The sequence below is a fragment of the Streptomyces barkulensis genome (assembly GCF_002843305.1).
Lineage (GTDB): Bacteria > Actinomycetota > Actinomycetes > Streptomycetales > Streptomycetaceae > Streptomyces > Streptomyces barkulensis.
Map to the genome: position 1 here is coordinate 83,199 of NZ_PGSG01000106.1, position 18,061 is coordinate 101,259.

16 protein-coding genes and 1 pseudogene are annotated in these 18,061 nt (G+C 71.5%); 7 read left to right on the top strand and 10 right to left on the bottom strand.

Features of this window, described 5'->3' with window-relative positions:
- Positions 1-45: 45 nt before the first annotated feature.
- The 4 genes from CUT83_RS23730 to CUT83_RS23745 form a co-directional block, all read right to left on the bottom strand.
- Entirely contained in the window at positions 46-255 is a 210-nt protein-coding gene (locus tag CUT83_RS23730) for a DUF4236 domain-containing protein (protein ID WP_101257868.1), read from the bottom strand.
- Between the two features lie 99 nt (positions 256-354).
- Entirely contained in the window at positions 355-660 is a 306-nt protein-coding gene (locus tag CUT83_RS23735) for a hypothetical protein (RefSeq protein ID WP_143688613.1), read from the bottom strand.
- Positions 653-1,282 (bottom strand): hypothetical protein, encoded by a 630-nt coding sequence (locus tag CUT83_RS23740; protein WP_143688614.1) that lies wholly within the window; start codon positions 1,280-1,282, stop codon positions 653-655. Before CUT83_RS23740 ends, CUT83_RS23735 begins: the two co-directional genes overlap by 8 nt.
- A 107-nt stretch (positions 1,283-1,389) precedes the next feature.
- The gene (locus CUT83_RS23745) at positions 1,390-2,055 is read right to left on the bottom strand and encodes a hypothetical protein (protein ID WP_101257871.1); all 666 of its coding nucleotides are present in this window, start codon (positions 2,053-2,055) and stop codon (positions 1,390-1,392) included.
- A 111-nt stretch (positions 2,056-2,166) separates the two neighbouring features.
- Here CUT83_RS23745 and CUT83_RS23750 point away from each other — a divergent pair, with 111 nt between their 5' ends.
- Complete coding sequence (locus CUT83_RS23750; protein WP_101257872.1) at positions 2,167-2,721, top strand: YcxB family protein; 555 nt, start codon at positions 2,167-2,169, stop codon at positions 2,719-2,721.
- Between the two features lie 188 nt (positions 2,722-2,909).
- Here the strand turns inward: CUT83_RS23750 and CUT83_RS23755 are convergent, their stop codons facing one another.
- Positions 2,910-3,122: a DUF397 domain-containing protein gene (locus tag CUT83_RS23755; RefSeq protein WP_101257873.1), complete on the bottom strand. Its 213-nt coding sequence runs from the start codon at positions 3,120-3,122 to the stop codon at positions 2,910-2,912.
- Positions 3,119-3,961 carry a helix-turn-helix domain-containing protein gene (locus CUT83_RS23760; RefSeq protein WP_101257874.1) on the bottom strand — a complete coding sequence of 281 codons (843 nt, stop codon included), beginning with the start codon at positions 3,959-3,961 and terminating at the stop codon, positions 3,119-3,121. The genes CUT83_RS23755 and CUT83_RS23760 overlap by 4 nt, the downstream gene beginning before the upstream one ends.
- Before the next feature lie 163 nt (positions 3,962-4,124).
- Here CUT83_RS23760 and CUT83_RS23765 point away from each other — a divergent pair, with 163 nt between their 5' ends.
- Both CUT83_RS23765 and CUT83_RS23770 read left to right on the top strand, forming a co-directional pair.
- Entirely contained in the window at positions 4,125-6,020 is a 1,896-nt protein-coding gene (locus CUT83_RS23765; RefSeq protein ID WP_240957716.1) for a pentapeptide repeat-containing protein, read from the top strand.
- Positions 6,021-6,136: 116 nt separating this feature from the next.
- Positions 6,137-6,352, top strand: a pseudogene (locus CUT83_RS23770) (VOC family protein); the annotation flags it as partial.
- Between the two features lie 75 nt (positions 6,353-6,427).
- On the opposite strand, the gene CUT83_RS23775 reads toward CUT83_RS23770, so the two are convergent.
- The 4 genes from CUT83_RS23775 to CUT83_RS23790 all read right to left on the bottom strand — a co-directional run bounded on the left by CUT83_RS23775 (position 6,428) and on the right by CUT83_RS23790 (position 11,601).
- Complete coding sequence (locus CUT83_RS23775) at positions 6,428-7,942, bottom strand: class I tRNA ligase family protein (protein ID WP_158239050.1); 1,515 nt, start codon at positions 7,940-7,942, stop codon at positions 6,428-6,430.
- A 161-nt stretch (positions 7,943-8,103) separates the two neighbouring features.
- On the bottom strand, positions 8,104-8,877 hold the full coding sequence (locus CUT83_RS23780; RefSeq protein ID WP_101257876.1) for an SDR family oxidoreductase: 774 nt from the start codon (positions 8,875-8,877) through the stop codon (positions 8,104-8,106).
- A 74-nt stretch (positions 8,878-8,951) separates the two neighbouring features.
- Positions 8,952-9,914, bottom strand: a complete 963-nt coding sequence (locus tag CUT83_RS23785) for a DMT family transporter (RefSeq protein ID WP_101257902.1) — start codon at positions 9,912-9,914, stop codon at positions 8,952-8,954.
- Between the two features lie 211 nt (positions 9,915-10,125).
- On the bottom strand, positions 10,126-11,601 hold the full coding sequence (locus CUT83_RS23790; protein ID WP_101257877.1) for a hypothetical protein: 1,476 nt from the start codon (positions 11,599-11,601) through the stop codon (positions 10,126-10,128).
- Positions 11,602-12,476: 875 nt separating this feature from the next.
- Between CUT83_RS23790 and CUT83_RS23795 the strand changes: the two genes are divergently transcribed.
- From CUT83_RS23795 to asnB, 4 genes are read left to right on the top strand one after another with little or no spacing between them, the layout of a single operon-like run.
- Positions 12,477-13,505 (top strand): hydroxymethylglutaryl-CoA lyase-like TIM-barrel protein, encoded by a 1,029-nt coding sequence (locus tag CUT83_RS23795; RefSeq protein ID WP_101257878.1) that lies wholly within the window; start codon positions 12,477-12,479, stop codon positions 13,503-13,505.
- A gap of 54 nt (positions 13,506-13,559) precedes the next feature.
- Complete coding sequence (locus CUT83_RS23800) at positions 13,560-14,393, top strand: fumarylacetoacetate hydrolase family protein (RefSeq protein ID WP_101257879.1); 834 nt, start codon at positions 13,560-13,562, stop codon at positions 14,391-14,393.
- A 48-nt stretch (positions 14,394-14,441) separates the two neighbouring features.
- Positions 14,442-16,172 carry a non-ribosomal peptide synthetase gene (locus CUT83_RS23805; RefSeq protein ID WP_101257880.1) on the top strand — a complete coding sequence of 577 codons (1,731 nt, stop codon included), beginning with the start codon at positions 14,442-14,444 and terminating at the stop codon, positions 16,170-16,172.
- A 5-nt stretch (positions 16,173-16,177) separates the two neighbouring features.
- Positions 16,178-17,953, top strand: a complete 1,776-nt coding sequence (asnB, locus tag CUT83_RS23810; protein ID WP_101257903.1) for an asparagine synthase (glutamine-hydrolyzing) — start codon at positions 16,178-16,180, stop codon at positions 17,951-17,953.
- Positions 17,954-18,061 lie beyond the last annotated feature (108 nt).

Sequence of the window (18,061 nt, forward strand, 5' to 3'; positions counted from 1 at the left end):
GGCCGGCCCGGGGTACGTCGTGCGGCGCTCGGGGACGCCTCGGCCTCAGCGGCCGCCGCGGCGGCTCCGGCTCGTCGTCGTCCTGCGGTATCCGAACGGGCCGGGAAGGTTCATCGACCTGGTGCGCCGTCCCCCGGACCCGAACGTGTACCTGGGGCCCTTCCCCTTGCCCAGGCTGAGCGACCAGGAACGGCGGTTGCGGTTCAGTCGCACTCCGGGCAGGATCCGGATGCTCTTGCGGAACGTGACGGCCATACGGTCCTCCTCGGCTCGGCTGTCTGCGGCGTACCCGGCGGCGAACCGCCCCGCCGGGTACGGATGTTGCCCGTATGCCCGACTTAGGCTCCGCCGAACTCAACCGCCTCCGTCCTCCCCGCCGCTCTCCCCCTCCCCCGGCGGGGCGGCGCGGCGGGCCGCCTCCGCCAGGGCCTGCTCCCTGCTCATCCCGACGAGCACTGCGGCCGGGACCGCCGCCGCGGCGCAGCCGCCGTCGTGGTCGTACGCCAAGTCGTCCCAGAAGTCCCGCCTGCGCAGGGACCACACGCGCGGACGCACCGTCAGCGGACGCCCGCGCAGCAGCAGCGGCCCCCCGCACACACAGCAGTGCGTCACCTCCGGCTCCCACGGGCCGCCGACGGCGCGCACGACGGACTCAGACATCACGCCCCTCCCTCCTGCCCTCTCCCCGGCCTGTCTCTCTCCGCCCGTCATCTCCCCCGCCGGCCCGGGCGGCGCGCAGCAGCGCCCTGCGCGTCCACCACTCCCGCAGCGTCCATTCCAGCTCCGCCAGGGCGCCGGCCGCCAGCACGGCGCTCGCCGCCCAGCGGCACGCCGCGTGCCAGAACGAGGCGCCCTCGGGGGCCGCGAGGGCCAGCGCCCCGCCCGCGCCCAGCAGGGCGATCCCCAGGTTGTAGGTCAGGGCCGCGCGGCGGCTCAGCCGCAGCCACTCCCCGAAGTGGCGGCGCTGCTCGCGGCGCAACAGCTCGGCGGAGGGCCTGAGGGAGTCCGGCGGGTGCCAGGACTCCACGTCCGCAGGGGAGTAGAGGTGACGGCGGGAGTGGAAGCCGTACTGCACGCTGCCGACGAGCGCGGCGAAGGCGAGGGTGAGCAGCAGCATCGCCGGCCCGGGCCAGCGGAACTTCTCCGCGTCCGCGCCCAGTACGCCGACGGTGGCGATGCAGGCGCCGGCCAGCAGCGGAGCGGCGACGAAGTGGGCCGCCTCGGAGGCGCCGGCCTGTCCCAGCGGCACCGGTCTGCCCCAACTCCCCTGTCCCTCGGCCATGTTCGCCCCCGCTTCTCCCCCGCGCCGTTCCCGCACCAGTGTCCCGGTCGAGGGCACGACGGGTAAAGCGCCCTCCGGCCCGGCGGCCGCCCTCTCCTGCCGGCGCGCTACCGGGGTGTGGTGATCAGCAGCGAGTTGGACACGACGGGGACGGGCGAGGGCAGGTCCACATAGGCGGTCTCGGGATCCCTGCCCGCCTTCACCTCGCGGTAGGTGGCGTCGTCCATCAGGACGGCGATCAGGGATCGCTCGGACCCAGGCGCGGTGGTGCTGAGATCCGCGTCGTAGGTGTACCGTCCCGGCCCCTGCCGCCCCAGCTCGTACCTCAGGGTGTAGTGGACGCGCGGCCGGCCCGGATCACCGGTCTCCTTGCGCACCACCCACGACAGGCGGTCCCCCGGACCGACCTCGCACCTCACCGTGGCCACCGCGTGCGCCCCGGAACGGGTCGGTTCCCCCTTGAGCTCGATCAGCACCTGCCGGTCGTCCGACGCCTCGCAGCGGGGCGCGGACCCCGGCCGGCCGGAGACCTCGGCCGGAGGCGGGCGGATGCCGTCCGCCGACGACGGGGCAGAACCGTTCTCCTCGGAGCCGAACAAGTCGTAGATCCCCTGCCAGAGCCCCAAGGTCTGGCCCACAAGCGCCACAACGGCCATGCCCATCATGCAGAAACCGATGATCCTCCTGCCCAACGGCCCGACGGTGGCGTTCTGCCCGCCGTCGAGGGCGGATTCGGGTGTCTCCTGCGAGCCGGCCGCCTCGTCATCACGCATACCGGCGTTATCCCCTCCGGACACACCGGTCAGCCACAACCGACAGGGGGACGCACGGAGCCCGGGGTCCTGGTCAAGGCGATCCGCCGGGGGCAGCTACGATCCCGCTCCATGCAGAACGAGGAGCGGGAGGCGGCCCCGGTATCGGCCGACATCGAGCTGACCTATCTGCCGACGCGGGCCGACATGGCCGAGGCCCTGCGCGCACGGTCCGGCTCCTCCGCGCACTGGTGGCGTCTTCCACTGATCGCCGGGCTGATCACGGCGGCCGTCCTTGTGGCCCTCCTGACGCTCTCGGCACCCAAGGGGGTGACCGTGCTGGTGGCCGTAGCCTTGTGCCCGATTCTGGGGAGTCTCGTGGGCGGGTGGGTGAACCAGCTGCACCGGGTGCGGCAAATGACCGGGTATGCGCGTTCCCAGGGCGAGTACACCATGCGGGCGGACGACACCGGCGTACACGCCGCCACGGCACTCGTGGAGACCACGATCCCGTGGGCGTCGTTCCGCCACTACATCGAGACGGCGAACCTCTTCATACTGGTCATCGACGACACGGTGGGCGGAATGGCCCTGCTGCCGAAGCGCGGACTGCGCGACGGGGCGGGCCCCGACGGGATACGGGCGGTCGTGGCGCGGCACCTCGAACCGCTTCCGTCCAGCGTCTGACCGGGCAGCGAAACGGCCAGTCAGGGCCGCCGGCCTGAACCGACGACCCCACGCCGGCGGCCCGTGGCCGAACGCCCCGACGGTCACGATCAGGGTGGCCATGACCGGTGATCGTAGAGGGGTCGGCATGCCTGTGCCCCGTACTTCCAAGGGAGTCGGGAGCACAGGGCACAGGCGCGATGTGAACGTCAGACGTGCGAGCGGGACGCCAGGCCGAGGAAGGACGTCCAGGCGTCCGGGCCGACCTCCAGACCGGGCCGGGCGGTGTCCTTGGAGTCCCGTACGCGGACGCTCTCGGGACGGGCGGCGACCTCGACACACTGGCCGCCCTCACCGCTGCTGTAACTGCTCTTGAACCAAGCCGGTTCCGCCGTGCTCGGCTTCGACTCCCGATTCCTCATGTCTCTCCCAGCAACCTCTCGACGAAGGCCATGGACTCACTCGGAGTAAGCGCCTGAGCACGGATGATCCCATACTGCACTTCGAGTTCACGGACAGACTTCCGCTCCGTGTAGAGGGTGCCGCTTTTCTGCACCTCGGCGTAGGCGATACGTCGTCCCTCGCTGGTCTCGATCAGGGTGAACGGTCCGGCGAGGCCGACATGCTCCTCACAGTCCGTCGGCATCACCTGTACGACCACGTCACGCCTCCGCCCGACCTGGAGGATTCGCTCCAACTGGCCTCTCATGACACGGCGACCACCGATGGGCCGTCGTAGCACCGCCTCTTCGATGACGTAACTCATCAACGGCGTGGACCCCCTGGTGAAGATCTCCTGCCGGGCCATACGGGCCGCCAGGCGCCGCTCGACCGTCTCCTCGTCCAGCGCGGGCTGGTGCATCTCGAAGACACATCGCGCATAGTCCTCCGTCTGCAACAGGCCGTTGACCACGTGCGTGTCGTAGAAGTGCAGCTCGACGGCTTCCCGCTCCAGCGTCGCCGCCCCCTGGAAGAACAGCGGATAGCGGGCCTTGCGGATCTCCTCCTTCATCTCCTTGAGGACTTCGCTCGCGTCCAGCATCTCGTCGGCCTTGTCGATGAAGTGGTCCGACGGGATGCGCCGTCCCTGTTCGATCGAGGCGATCGTCGCGGGCGAGTAGCCCGTCACCAGGCCGAGTTGCTCACGGTTCATGCCCAGGCGCATCCGGAACCGCTTCACCTGGCGGCCGAACACGTACAGCACCCCCGTGCCGCGTTCGAACTCGAGCTGTGTGTCGTCGTCAGTGCCGACTTCGGTCATGCCGTCCCCTTCCGTCACCGGGCGCAACGCGGCTCCGCCGCGTCACGACACGGCGCGGATCGCGTACAACGGCCACCGGAACGCGTACAACCGGCTCGTGCGGCCCGTGTCCCTCGTGGCCGCCCGGGGCAACTGCCCGGCCGCGCGCGGGCGTCCTCGGGGCATGACGTCTTCGAGGTCCGGCCCGTCCCCGGCGCTGGTCTTCTGGCCGCACTGCGGCCGGGGAGCCGACTCCGCCGCACCGGCCGGCTGCCCCGGCATCCTCCTGCCCGGGCACAGCACATGCCTGGCGCACCTGGACGATGCCGACCGCACCGCCCACCTGGCCGCTCTGTCGCCCGGCGACGACATCGACCTCCGCGGCACGTCCTTCACCCAGGACCTGCTGAACGAGCTGTTACGCGCGCTCACCGACCCCGCCACCGACCGGCCCCGCCTCGGCGCCCTCCTGCTCGAAGGGGCGTACTTCGACGGCGGCCTCCGGTTCGACGGCGCGGACCTCGGCGGCGACCTGCGGCTGGAAGGTGCGCGCGTCGACGGCGACGTCTCCATCGGCGGAGTGAGCGTCGGTGGCGAGATCTCGTTCCACGAGGCGCGGATCGACGGCGACGTGCTGCTCGGCGGGACGGAGACCGAGGGCGACCTCTCGTTCCAGCAGGCACGGATCGGCGGCCACAGCCTGCTCACCAAAGTGCGAACCGGCGGCGACCTGCTGTTCGTCCGGACGGAGATCGGCGGCTACGTCATGGTCGGCGAGACCGCGGCGGACGGGGGCGCGCAGTTCTACGACGCCAGGATCGGCGGACCCGTCCAGTTCCTGCACACACGGATCGGCGGCTCCGCCGGGTTCGCCTGGGCGCGGGTCGACGGACACCTCTCGTTCCACGACGCACAGGTCGGCGGGCGCGCGTGGTTCACCGGGACGGTGATCGGCGGCGACGCCCGGTTCGCGGGGATGGCCTTCGAGCGCACCACCAAACTGGGGCCGCTGGTGTGCGCGGGAACGCTGGATCTGTCGGAGGCGGTGTTCGGAACCGCCGTGACCGTCGAGGCGGCGGCGAAGGCCGTACGGTGCAGGCGGACGCGGTGGACCTCCACCGCCGCGCTGCGGCTGCGGTACGCCGAGGTGGACCTGAGCGACGCGGTGCTGGAGTACCCGGTCGGCGTCGCCGCCCACGCCCGGCCCTTCGCCGCACACCGTTCGAAGGTTCCCGAGCCCGGCCTGACCGATCCCCGGGTACGCGTCGTGTCGCTGCGGGGCGTGGACGCGGCGCATCTGATGCTCACCGGCACCGACCTCACCGACTGCCTCTTCGCCGGGACCGTCCACCTCGACCAGCTGCGGCTGGAGGGGCACTGCCGCATGGCGGCGGCCCCCGCCGGGCTGCGCCGGCGCGGGCTGCTGCCGGTGCGCTGGACACCGCGCCGCACCCTGGCCGAGGAGCACCACTGGCGTGCCGCGCACGGCGGGCACGGAAGCGGCTGGACGCCCGCGCCGCGCGGGGAGGAGGCGCTGGAGCCGGCCGTACTGGCGCCGGTGTACCGCCAGTTGCGCAAGGCGCTGGAGGAGGGCAAGGACGAGCCCGGAGCGGCCGACTTCTACTACGGCGAGATGGAGATGCGCCGCCACGACCCCGGCACCCCGGGGGCCGAGCGCGCCCTGCTCGCCGCGTACTGGGCGGTGTCCGGGTACGGGCTGCGCGCGGCCCGCGCGCTGGGCTGGCTGGGAGCGGCGATGCTGGCCACCGTCGTGCTGCTGATGGGCTTCGGGATCCCCGAGGACTCCCCGAAGCAGGAGGCGGCCGGCACCGTGCCGCCCGGCGGCGGCACGGTCACCCTCACCATCGACAAGGCGGACCCGCGAAACCCCACCGGGGACAGGTTCACCGGCGAGCGTTTCGAGAAGGCGCTGAACGTCACGCTCGACTCGGCGGTGTTCCGCTCCTCCGGGCAGGACCTGACCACGACGGGCACCTACACCGAGATGGCCTCCCGCCTCGTCGAGCCCGTCCTGCTGGGCCTGGCGGTCCTGGCCGTCCGCAACCGCGTCAAACGCTGACCCGGAAGGCATGTCTGCGGCTCATGACGTCAGCCGGAGACGGAACTGTACGCGGTGATCGGGTGTGATCACCGCGGTGGCGAGACGACCGCCCGGGCCCGCCCGGAGCAGACCGCCACGGACCGGACCCGGTCGACGTCGTTCCCGTATCCGAGCCCAGGACGGCGGCGAAGGACCGTGTGCACCTCGACCTGCTGCCGTACCCCGGTGACGACAAGGAGGCGGAGGTGGCCCGGCTGCGGGCCCCGGTCGCCACCGACCTCAACCTCGGCCGGGGCGATGTGCCGTGGAGAGCCCTGACCGACCCGGAGGGCAACGAGTTCTGCCTGCTCAAGGCCCGCCTCGGCCCGCTCCGACGTTCTCCGGTCGGCGGCGGCGCCGGACCGCGAGCCGGCCGCCGACGCGGGTCAGAGGCGGTTCCAGGCCTCGACGAGCTGTTCCCGGGTGTGCCGGCCGGGCAGGCCGGTCATGACCCATGCGAGCGCCTCGTAGAGGACGAGGGTGCCGTCGGCCGGGGCCTCGCTCTTCGCCAGGGTCTTCTGCAGCCGGTACAGGTGTGTGAAGGCCTGTTTCGTGTCACGGCGCAGCAGCAGCGTCCTGATCTGTCCGGCCGCCTTCACCGCGGCGGCGTCGGCCTCGCCCTCCGGAACCCGGTCCGGCTCGGCGAGTGCGGCGTGTGCCGCCAGGAAACGCTCGGCGGTCTCCACCTGCTGGGGTTTGACGGGGAGGGAGTCCTGGGCGGCGGCGGCCGTCAGCAGGGTGAGTTCGAGGACGTCCTCGGGCAGGTCCTCGTACTTACCGGTGACGGAGCCGACGAGCGTGATGTCGGGGGCGCGCTCGGGTACGGGCCCCAGGTCCGGTTCGGCGAGCAGCAACCGCAGCGCGAGCAGATCGGACTCGATGGCCGAGGACGGTGCCACGACGCTGAGTTCGCCCCGGCGCGCCGCCGGGTCCAGGGCGGCGAGAAGCGCGGTGCCGCTCACCGGGACGGGGCCGCCGGCGGGCGCGGCCGTACGGCGTTCCCGGTCCCAGTGGATCTTGTCCGGGCCGTTGGCCGTGAGGGCCGCCACGACGAAGGATCCCGTCCCGAAGTCCGTGTACTCGCAGGCCAGGCCGCGGCCGGCGAGGATGCGGAAGTACTCGGTCTGCGCCGCGGTGAAGTCGAGCCCGTCGGTGGGTCCGGTGCGGACGGCCTGTCCGGTCTTCACCACCGGAGGCGTCAGCCACGTCTCCGGACTGCCGTCGTGACCGGCCGGTGCCAGTGCGAAGCGCACGGGGAGACCGATCTCCCGGCCGAAGGCCAGGTCCGCCGCGTCATGGCCCGGGTTGACCAGGACGGCGCCGGTGCCGAACTCCGGCTTGACCCAGTCGGCCGTCCAGACCGGCAGCAGGTCGCCGGTGAGCGGGTGGCGGCAGTACCGGCCGGTGAAGGCGGCGCCGCGCCCGGCGGGGAGCCCGGGGCTCAGCGGGTGGCCCGGGTGCACGGCGACGGCGCACGCGGCGGGGCTGGGGGACCAGTCGGTGGTGAAGACGCTGAGTGTGACGTCCGTCCGCTCCTCCTCCGGCGGGAATGTCAGCAGCACGCCCGGGGTGCGGCGGGTGGCCTTGCGCTGACGCGAGGCCACGGACTTCGGCCAGGCGCCGTCCTGCTCCGTTCCGACCCGCTCCCGCGCCGCGCGGGTGGGCACGTACCGGATCTCTCCTCCGGCCTGCGGCTCGTCCCCGCCCACCAGGACCGCCGCGGCGGCGAGCTCGGTGAGTGCGGCGGGCACGTCGGCGCTGCCGTCGATGGTGGTGGAGTCCCGGCCTTCGATGGCGGCGAGGCGGTGGACGAACCCGGCGTGACTGCGGCAGCGCAGGGACACCGGGTCCGCCTGGGGGTCCGTCAGGGGGGCCGTGAGGGGCAGTACGAAGTGGTTCACACGTCTCTCCAGTGCGACGTCGGGCATGAGGTCCCGCCCGGAGGCCGGGCGCGGCGGTCGGGTGGGCGGTCCCGGCCCTGCGCGGGCCGGCCGTGCCGCTCGGTTCGGGTGTCCGGGGACGCGGCCGGGCCGCTGGGTCGTTTCCGCGTGGGGCTCTCCGGCTACAGGGTGCGCACAAGACCCCCGTCGCAGCGCACCGCCGTACCGGTGACGTACGACGCCGGCGCGCCGCAGAGGAACGCGGCGACCGCGGCGAACTCCGAGGGCCGGCCGTACCGGCCGGCGGGGATCGCGGCGGCCGACTCGCGGGCCACCTCGGCGACGGTGCGGCCTGAGCGCTCGGCGTTCGCGGCGTCGACCGCGGTGGTGCGGTCGGTGCTGATACGGCCGGGCAGCAGGAGGTTGACTGTGACCCCCTCCGCGGCGACCTCGGCCGCCAGCGACTTGAGGTAGGCGGCCAGTGCGGCTCTGCCGAGGTTCGACAGTGCCAGGTTCGGCAGGGGCGCGACGATCCCGCTGGAGCCCACCGCCAGAATGCGGCCCCAGCCCCGTTCGCGCATCGCGGGCAGTGCCAGCGCGACCAGCTCGATGTGGCGGCGCACCGTCGCGTCGAGCGCGTCGTCGACGTCGTCGGCGCTGATGCCGGTCGCCGGAGCGGGTCTCGGGCCGGGCCCGTTGAGCACCAGTACGTCCGGTGGGCCGAACGCCGCCACCGTCGACTCGTACAGCTTCCGCGGGCCGTCCTCGGTGAGGAGATCCGCCTCCACGCCGACGGCGCTCGGTAACTCCCCGGCGATCTCCTTCGCCCGGTGTCCCCGCCGGCCGCAGACCACGGTGTCGGCTCCTTCCTCTGCCAGTTTCCGGGCGATGGCCTCGCCCAGGCCTCCCGTGGAGGAGCAGACGAGGGCCGTGCGGCCGGAAAGTCCGAGATCCATGGCGGTCTCCTGAAGGGCTGGTTCGTCGGGTCGTCCGGTTGGTGGGGGCTCGGGGCTGTCGGCGTGCAGGCCGCTCAGCGTCCTTGGGCGGGCACCGGCTCGGGGTCGGCGCGACGGCGTGGCGGCCTGGCTCCGAGGGTGGCGAAGAGCGCTCCGCCCAGCATGATCAGCGTGCCGACGAGCTGCAGGCCGGTGAACGACTCTCCGAGGAACACGGTCGAGAAGAACGCCCCGAAGACCGGAACGGTGAACATCATGATGGTCGCCGCGGACGGACTCACGCTGCGCAGTCCTCTGTAGTAGAACAGGTAGGCGATCGCGGTCGGCCCGACCGCGAGGAAGACCACGTTCGCCCACACCGGTCCCGGGACCGCCTGCCAGGAGACGTCTCCGGCCTCCGGCACGGCGAGCAGGACGAGTCCCAGGCCGCCGGCGCCGGTGCTCCAGGCGGTCGCCCGCAGCGGGTCCACTCCGGCCAGGAGCGACTTCGACAGGATGCTGTAGGCCGCCCAGCACGCGGCCCCCGCGACGAAGACGAGGTCGCCGGTCAGCCGGCTGGAACCGGTGGCGTCCCCGCCGATGCCGATGAAGAAGACCAGCGCGCCGGACGCGCCGACGGCCAGCCCCGTTATTCGCACCCAGGACGCCTTCTCCCGGCCCAGCAGGACCAGTGCGGCGGTGGTGAGGATCGGGCTCAGCACGGGCACGATGATGCTGCCGTCGAGCGAGGGGGCCAGGGACAGCCCCCAGAAGAAGAAGACGTTGTAGGCCAGGACGCCGAGCAGACCGGCCAGGCCCGCGCGCACGGCGGCGGCGCGTCCGATGGGCGCCGACCGGGTGCGCAGAAACGCGGCCAGCAGGATCAGCAGCAGGCCGCCGCCGCCGAACCGGAGGGCGGCCGCGACCTCGTGGGGCATCGCGCCGACCACCACCTTGGAGCTGGCGAAGGCGCTCCCGAACATGACCATGGTGACGAGGAGATTGAGGTACGGGGCGGCGCCGGGGCCCGCCGCGGCGGGCGGCTGGTCGGTTGTCATCTGCGTCGCCGCTCCCATCCCTCGTGCCGGCTGTCTTCCATGGCCCCGGACCTTACCGCCGCATGATCGGTCCGGCATCGTTTTCGGTCTGTTCACGCCAGGAGGCTCGGCCCCGTCCGGAACCGGCGGCCCCGGCAGCCGGACACGCCGCACGCCGGTACGGGCCGCATGCCCGGCGGGGGCGGCGGTCGGGTCCCTTTCGGGACAGGTCTCAGCGGCCGCCGACCCGGTCGAGGGTCTCCTCGCCCTCGGGGTCGCGCCGCACCCTGATGATCTTCTTGTGCGGGTCGCTGTCCATGACCAGGGGCAGGACTCCCGACTGCGTCCCACGCTCCGCGAACGGCGACCACAGCGGGCCGTCGTGGAGGGCCCGCAGGTCGGTCAGGCTCAGTCCGCTGACCCGTTCCAGGCGGGCGGCCAGCGCGGCGTTCTCCTCCTTGCCGGCCAGCAGCGCGCGTATCCGCTCCTCCTCCGGGAGGAGTTCGGCGTACTCGCAGGCGAGGTAGTGCCGCAGGTTCGCCGCGCCGCCCGCGAAGGGCGAGTGGACCATGCAGACCAGCTGTGCGGTGTCGACCCCGAACGCGTCCTCGCCGTACCGGGTCGCCGCCTCGCGCATCGCCTCGACACCGTCATCGGTGCGGTAGCGGTCCTCCATCTCGCGGACGAGGTGGTCGGGGAAGTGCTTCTTGCGCATCAGTTCGAGCGCGAAGTCCAGGTACTGGGCTATGCCCTCCCGGTAGGTGCGCCGGTAGACGTGCTCGGTCCGCAGGCCGCGGAGGTGGGCCATGAGGGCGGGGTTCGTGCAGTCGGATTCGGTGAAGTTGAAGGCGATCTCGTCGAAGACGAACCCGAGGAAGTCGGTCAGCAGCCTCCAGTGCGCGCCCGAGGCGTAGCTCGTGTAGTCGTAGACCGAGAAGAACCGCAGAGCGGTGGGGATGTCCGAGGTGACCCCCCGCTCCTTGACCCGTTCGGGGTTCTCGGTGCCGTGGATCTCCTGGAAGTAGGCCTGCGCGAGCCCGTCCAGGGTCTCCAGGGTGCCCTTGAAGCCTTTCCTGCCGTCGGCCGGCTTCAGGCCGGCACCCCGCGCCAGCCGCCGGATCCACAGCGCGTAGTCGCGCTGTTCCTGCGGGGAGTCGCCGGTGATGATGAGGTCCACGCCGTCACCGTGGCGGGCCGCGACACCGAAGGAGTCCGCCACGTTGAGGTTGCAGGCGTTGCAGAACGTGGCCCTGCCGTCGCCGTACGAGCGGTGCCCGGACATCAGCAGGTCGGTCCGGTTGAACGCGATCAGCCGGTGCGGCATGCCGCGGTCCCGTTCGAAGGGGACCACCCGGCCGCCCTCCACGAGCAGCAGCTCGACGTCCGGGTCGCCGTAGAGCCCCAGCGCCCGGTACGTGCGGTCGATGTTCAGCATCACCTGGTACGGCATGCCTCCGTGACGCATGGTCACCACACGCAGGTTGAAGGTCTCGCCGTGGCGCTCGGCGAGGGCCAGGTGGACAGCGCGCACGAACGCCACCGCGTAGGCGCTGTCCTTGCCGCCGCCGTACGCGACCATGACGGTGTTCTTCCGGATCTCGCCCGGTCTCGGCAGGGCGTCGTACAGCGTGGTGGCGCACTCCTCGACCGCCGGCACGTCCTGCTCCGGGAGCGCGCCCCTCAAGTTGTTCAGCACTGTCGTGCGCATCAACATCCCTCTCCGGCTGCGTGGTCCGGGTGAAGCAGCCAACATCAGTCATGAGCCCGGCCCGGTGCCCGGGTCCTCCCGGCGGTGGGCGGCCGGGGCCGTACGGCCCCGGCCGCACGCCCGTCGCCCCGCCCGCCGTCCCCGCCCTCCTGCGATCCGGCGGCGGGACGTCTTCCGGACACGGCGGGACGAATTCGACGAGTGCCGGACGTGAACAATTTCCAAAGCGTTTTCCGCGCGCGGTTCGCCTCGTATTCGAACGGACTTCACCTGCGCCCGGGAGCAAACTGCGAGAGGCCCGGGGTGCCCGGGCGGAAAGGTTCGCGAACCCCGGGAGCCGGCGTCCGCGAAAAGGCCGCCCGACGGTAGTCACTGGCGGATCCCGGATCATCTCAACAGCACCGGAAAGCGAATGTCAACGCCATGAACAGAAGCGCGCCAAACACTGGATGATCTCGGCTGAAAACTTTCGACCCCACCACCGTTGTCACCATTTTGGTGATGGCTCGCCCCTTTTACACCCCGCATGTGCCGACCGAATACTGAGACGGCACCTTTTGCGGACCGGCCACGCTCTCCTAACATCCGGACACGGCGGCGGCGACCGACGCCATCTGCCTCGACAGGCAATGTTCTTGAGCACACAGGGCCGATGCACGGCGGCCATAACCGGCTCGAGCGTCCGGGCCGGCCTTCGCCCGTATTGAAGCTCGAACCCCGCAAGGGGTGCGCTGAAGCTGTTCCTTTGACCGGCCGCGCATCAACGGTATTCGCGCTGCGCCGGCTCCCTGAGAATTCTGGCGCTGCCGGACGTTCAGTTTGCGCGGCCCATGACCGAGGTCCGTACCCAGACTGCCGAGTTTCGGAGGACAGACATGACTCCAGCACATGCCCCGCTGTTCCGGCTGGGACAGACGGAGATCCTTGACGCCACGCTGCGCGACGGCTCCTACGCGGTCGACTTCCAACTCGAGGAGAAGTTCGTCTCGGAGCTCCTCGGCCGGCTCGACGAGACGCCTGTCCGGAAGGTCGAGATCGGCCATGGACTGGGGTACGAGGCGGAGCGCTCCGGCACCAGGGCGTGCAGCATCGACCTCGAGCGCTGGTGCGAGCTCGCCCGGTCGGAACTGAGGCGGACAGCGTGGGGGATGTTCGCCCAGCCCGGCTTCAGCCGGCTGTCCACACTCTCCCGGCTCTGCGACGAGGGCATGTCCTTCGTCCGTATCGGTGTGGAGCCCGAACACGTCCAGGACCACCTCGACTACATCGAGCGCGCCACCGAGATCTGCGGCGAGGTCTACCTCAACCTGATGAAGACGAGCGGCACGCCCGCCGAGGAGCTGCCCGGCCTGCTCCGCGACGTGACGCCCGCCATCGCCGGCGTGTACGTCGTGGACTCGTACGGCTCCATGGTCCCCGGCGACATACGGCGCTATGTGACCGCGGTGAAGGGCTCGTTCCCGGTCGTCGGGTTCCACGGCCACGACAACCTGGGCATGGCCAACGCGAACAGCATCGCCGCCTTCGAGGCGGGGGCCACGATCGTCGACGGATGCCTGGACGGCATCGGCCGCGGCGCCGGGAACGCGCAGACCGAGTCACTCGCCGGAATCATCAGCATGCTCGGCGAGGACCGCTTCGACTACAAGGCGCTGGCGAAACTCGCGGACTTCTGCCGGACCACCCTGGACCCCCTCCCCGAGGACCGGAACATGCAGGTGCTCGGCGGAGTGATCGGCATGCACTCCGGGTTCTTCCCGCTCATCGAGCGGCTGTGCGACGAACTCACCGTCGACCCCGCCTCCCTGATGGAGACCGCGGTGGAGCTGGCCCCCCGGAGCGCCGGCAAGAGCGACATCCAGGCCGCCGCGCGGCGACTCGCCCCGCACGCCGCGGCGATCTGAGCGCACCCGACCGAAGCCGACGCGGCACACGCACACCCGACCGGAAGGAACGCAGTGAGGCTGGCACGCTTCAGCACGGAAAAAGGCCACCAGATCTTCGCAAGCCATCGCACCGGCTGGATCTCGCTGTCCGACATCAAGGGCTACGCGGCCCCGAGCCGCCTGGTCGACCTGCTCGACGCCTCCCGCAGGTCGGAGCTCGCCGGGCTGCTCGACTCCCTGACGGCCGAGCCGGCCGACATCCCCCTGGGGGAGGCCGCCACCGTCGTGGAGACCGGCGACATCTGGGGAGCCGGCCTCAACTACCGGGGCCACTCCAACGACCTGAACACCGACCAGCCCGCGTCCGGCCCGGGGTCGTACCTGCGGCCGGGCAACTGCCTGATCGACAACGGCGGGCCGATCGAGCTGCCGTCCCAGAGCAAGCGGGTGACGGCGGAGGCGGAGCTGGGACTGGTCATCGGCACCGAGTGCAAGAACGTACGGCGCGACGAGTGGCGCTCCGTCGTCGCCGGCTTCACGGCCGTGCTCGACATGACGGCGGAGGACGTGATCCGCGAGAACCCGCGCTACATCCCCTGGGCCAAGGGGTTCGACACGTTCTGCAGCGTGGGCCCGCAGCTGGTGACGGCCGACGAGATCGACGACACCGCCCTCCGTTCGCTGCGGGTCTCGACCGTGCGCAACGGCGAGGTCGTCGCCTCCGCTCCGGTATCCGACATGAAGTACGACATCGGTTACCTGGTCGAGTACTTCACCGCGGGCCGCACCTTCGCCCCCGGCACCGTCATCTGCACGGGAACTCCGGGAGCCGCGGTCATCAGCCCCGGCGACTCCATCACCTCGGTCGTCGAAGGCGTCGGCACCCTCGCCCACACCGTGAAGTGACAGGGCGGAACTCGTGCCGAGTCGCCCCAAGCGTGGAGGAGTGAAGAATTGACCGCACAGCAGCCATCAGTCGTGGACGAGATCGAGCGCCGCATCCGGGAGAACCCGGAACACGAGGCGCTCGAGACCGCGGACGGCGTGCTCGGCTACCGGGAGTTCGGTGAGCGCGTCGCCGACTTCGCCGGGCGGCTCGAGTCGGCCACGGCGCCCGGCGAGTTCGTCGGAATCGAGGCCGGCAGGACCTCGGGCTCGATCGTCGCCATGGTCGGCGCGCTGCGGGCCGGACGCCCCTTCGTGTTCATCGACCCGCGTGACAGCGATTCCTCGAACCTCACCAAGGTGTTGTCGCTCGGCGTCAACACGCTCGCCGCGAGCCCCTCCCCGTCGGCCGCCCCCGAACTCGTGCCGACACCGGCCCGGTGGCGCGGCGACGCCGCCGGACGGAGGCTTCCGGCCCCCGAGGGCCTCGGGCCGTACCGGGGCGACATCGGCTACGCGATCCACACCTCGGGATCGACCGGGGAGCCCAAGTGCGTCCTGGTGCGCGCCGAACCCCTGGCACGCATGGTCGGGGACCACGTGCGCGCCCTGGAACTGGACACCACCAGCCGCACCCTTCAGTTCGCCCGTCTGACCTTCGACGGATGCATCACCGAGATCCTCTGGACCCTGACCGCGGGAGCCTGCCTGGTGGTGCTCGGTGAGGAACGGCTCACCCCCGGGGCGGTGCTCCAGGCCACCCTGGAGAAGTTCCGCGTCACCCACCTGAAGACCACGCCGTTCGCGCTGACGGCGACGGAGCCGACGAACGCGATGAGCCTGGAGCACGTGATCAACGGCGGCGGGGCGTGCCGCCAGGCGGTGGTCCGCAAGTGGTCGTCGGCGGCGGCCTTCCACAACGCGTACGGGGCCACGGAGACCACGGTCTGCAACCTCCTCAGCGCACCCCTGGAGCCGGAGGACTGTGCCGAGGCGGTGCCGCTCGGCACGATCGTGGGCGACTGCTCCTACGACCTCCTGCCGCTGCCGGCGGCGGACGGGGACGAGCCGGCCGGTCCGGGCCGTACCCGTGGCGAACTCGTCATCACCGGGGAGAGCGTCGCGATCGGCTATCTGACCCCGCAGGGGCTGCGCCCCTTCCTCGACGGCAACGCCGACCGGGTCTACCGCACCGGCGACATCGTCGAACGCCGCGGCGACCAGCTGTTCTTCGTCGAACGGCTGGACCGGCAGCTGAAGGTGCGCGGCTACCGCCTCGACCCGGGGGAGGTCGAGAGCGCGGCCTGCCGGCTCGACGGCGTCCTGGAGGCGGTGGTGACCGCGGAGGCGCACGACGGCTCGGACGACTCCGCCGCCGACGCGCTGGTCTGCTACTACCAGGGCACGGTGACGCCGCGGGCGCTGCGCGCCCACCTGGAGACGGTCCTCGACTCCTACAAGGTCCCCTCGGTGATCCACCGGGTCGACACCCTGCCGTACACACGGAACGGCAAGGTCGACCGGGACGCGCTCAGAGCGGACCGGCGCTCCGCGCCGGACGCCGCCGGCGGCGGCGACACGCCGGAGGAGCAGGTTCTCGGCCTGGTGCGGCGCCTCACCGGCGTGCCCGACGTCGGTGTCGAGGACAACTTCTTCGACGTCGGGGGCGATTCGGCTTCCACGGTGGTCCTGGCGAACAAGCTGAAGGAACTCGGCTGGATGGACGCCGGGGTCCGGGACGTGCTCCGGGCCGAGAACCTGAAGGTCCTCATCGACCAGCTGCGCGACCGGGGCGTGTGATCACGATGTGTGGTGTGTGCGGTACCTTCTCACCCCACGGCGGGATCGATCGCGGTATCACCGCCGCCATGCACTCCCGGCTGCTGCACCGCGGGCCGGACGAGACCTACTCGCTCAACACCGGGACGATCGCCGCGAAGCTCGGCCGCCTCGGTTTCACCGGTCTGTCCGACGGCTGGCAGCCCGCGGAGGACCGCGGCGGCCGCTACGTCGCCATGACCAACGGGGAGGTGTTCAACTCCCGGGCGCTGCGCGACAGGGTGGGCGCCGACCGGGCGGGCAACGGCGTGGACGTCTCCGTCATACCGGAACTCGTCGCCCGGTACGGGATCGACGGGCTCCGCCTCGTGGACGGGCAGTTCGCCACCGTGATCCTCGACCGGGCCGAGAACGCGCTGTACCTGGCCAGGGACAGGTTCGGCATCTGCCCGATGTACTACACCACCGCGGGCGCCGGCGTTCACTTCAGCTCGGAGATCAAGCCCCTGGTGCGGTGCGTCGACCGGGCCTGGAAGGTGGACGTGGGCGCGGTCGACCAGTACTTCGCGACGGGCAACATCGTCGCGCCGCGGACGCTGGTGAAGGGCGTCAGCGCCGTGCCTCCGGGCTGCGCGGTCAGGTTCGACGCCGACGGCGTGACGACCTCGCGCTACTGGCGGTACGGGGAGTTCTCGCCGGCCGGGGATCCAGTGCCCGAGGAGGCGCTCCGCGAAGCGCTGAGGAGCTCGGTACGCGACCGTCTGCGCGCCGATGTGGAGATCGGTGCCTACCTGAGCGGAGGGTTCGACTCCACCGCGATCCTGATGGAGGCGGCCGACCTCACCGACGCGCCCGTCCGCACGTTCTCGGTGGTCTTCGACGACCCGGGGCTGGACGAGGGGCGCTTCCAGCGCGAAGTGGCCCGGGCGGCGGGGAGCAAGCACGAGCAGATCCTGTGCCGCAGGGCCGACATCGCCTCACGGTTCGAGGAGATGGTCAGGCACTGCTGCTACCCCCAGCGCGAGACCTACAACGTGGCCGCGATGATGCTGGCGGACGGGGTGCGCTCCGCCGGCGTCAAGGGAGTCGTGTCGGGCGAGGGCGCCGACGAGCTGTTCTTCGGCTACGACTCGTACGCCTTCGACAGCGCGGCCCGGTCACGTCGCAGCGCCCGCGCCGAGAACGAACACGCCTGGGGACGTGCGGACTTCAGCTGGGAGGTCGACTGGGCCAAGGTGGAACGGCGGCGGGAGAGGTTCCTCGCCCTCCCGGCCCGGGAGGCGCTCGAGGGCGACGAGTTCTGGCGGACCAGGCTCATCCCGTTCACCGAGGAGGAGGTGAGGTCGCTCACCCCGATGCAGCTGCGGTCCATCGCCGACGTCTACGTCCAGATGACCGGCCACCTGCTGGGCGACCACGGCGACTCGATGCTGATGGGCAGCTCCGTCGAGGGCCGTTATCCGTTCCTCGGCGAGCCGGTCGTCTCCCTCGCGCTCCAGGTCCCGGACAGTGCGAAGGTGGTCGACTTCGAGGGGAAGAAGTGCCTCAAGTCGGCCTATCGGGGCATCGTCCCCGGATCCGTGCTCTCCCGCGGAAAGCACGGATTCACCGCGTACGACCTGTGCTCGGCCGCGGACGACCGGACCTGGGACGACTGGCGCGGCCTCGTCGAGGCCAGTGGCCTGTTCGCTCCCGGCTGTCTTGAGCCGCCCGCCGGCCGGGGCGGCGCGGAGAAGTGGGACTTCCGCGTCAGCGCGATCAGCATCGCCATGGTCATGGACGAACTGGGGCTGGGGTTCTGAGCCCGGAAGCACAACGGCCCTGCGATCCGCCCGGCTCGCCGGACGGGAGGGAGGGATCGCGGGGCCGGTTCGGTGATCTCACGGGCCGCGCGTCCAGCACGTGGCGGG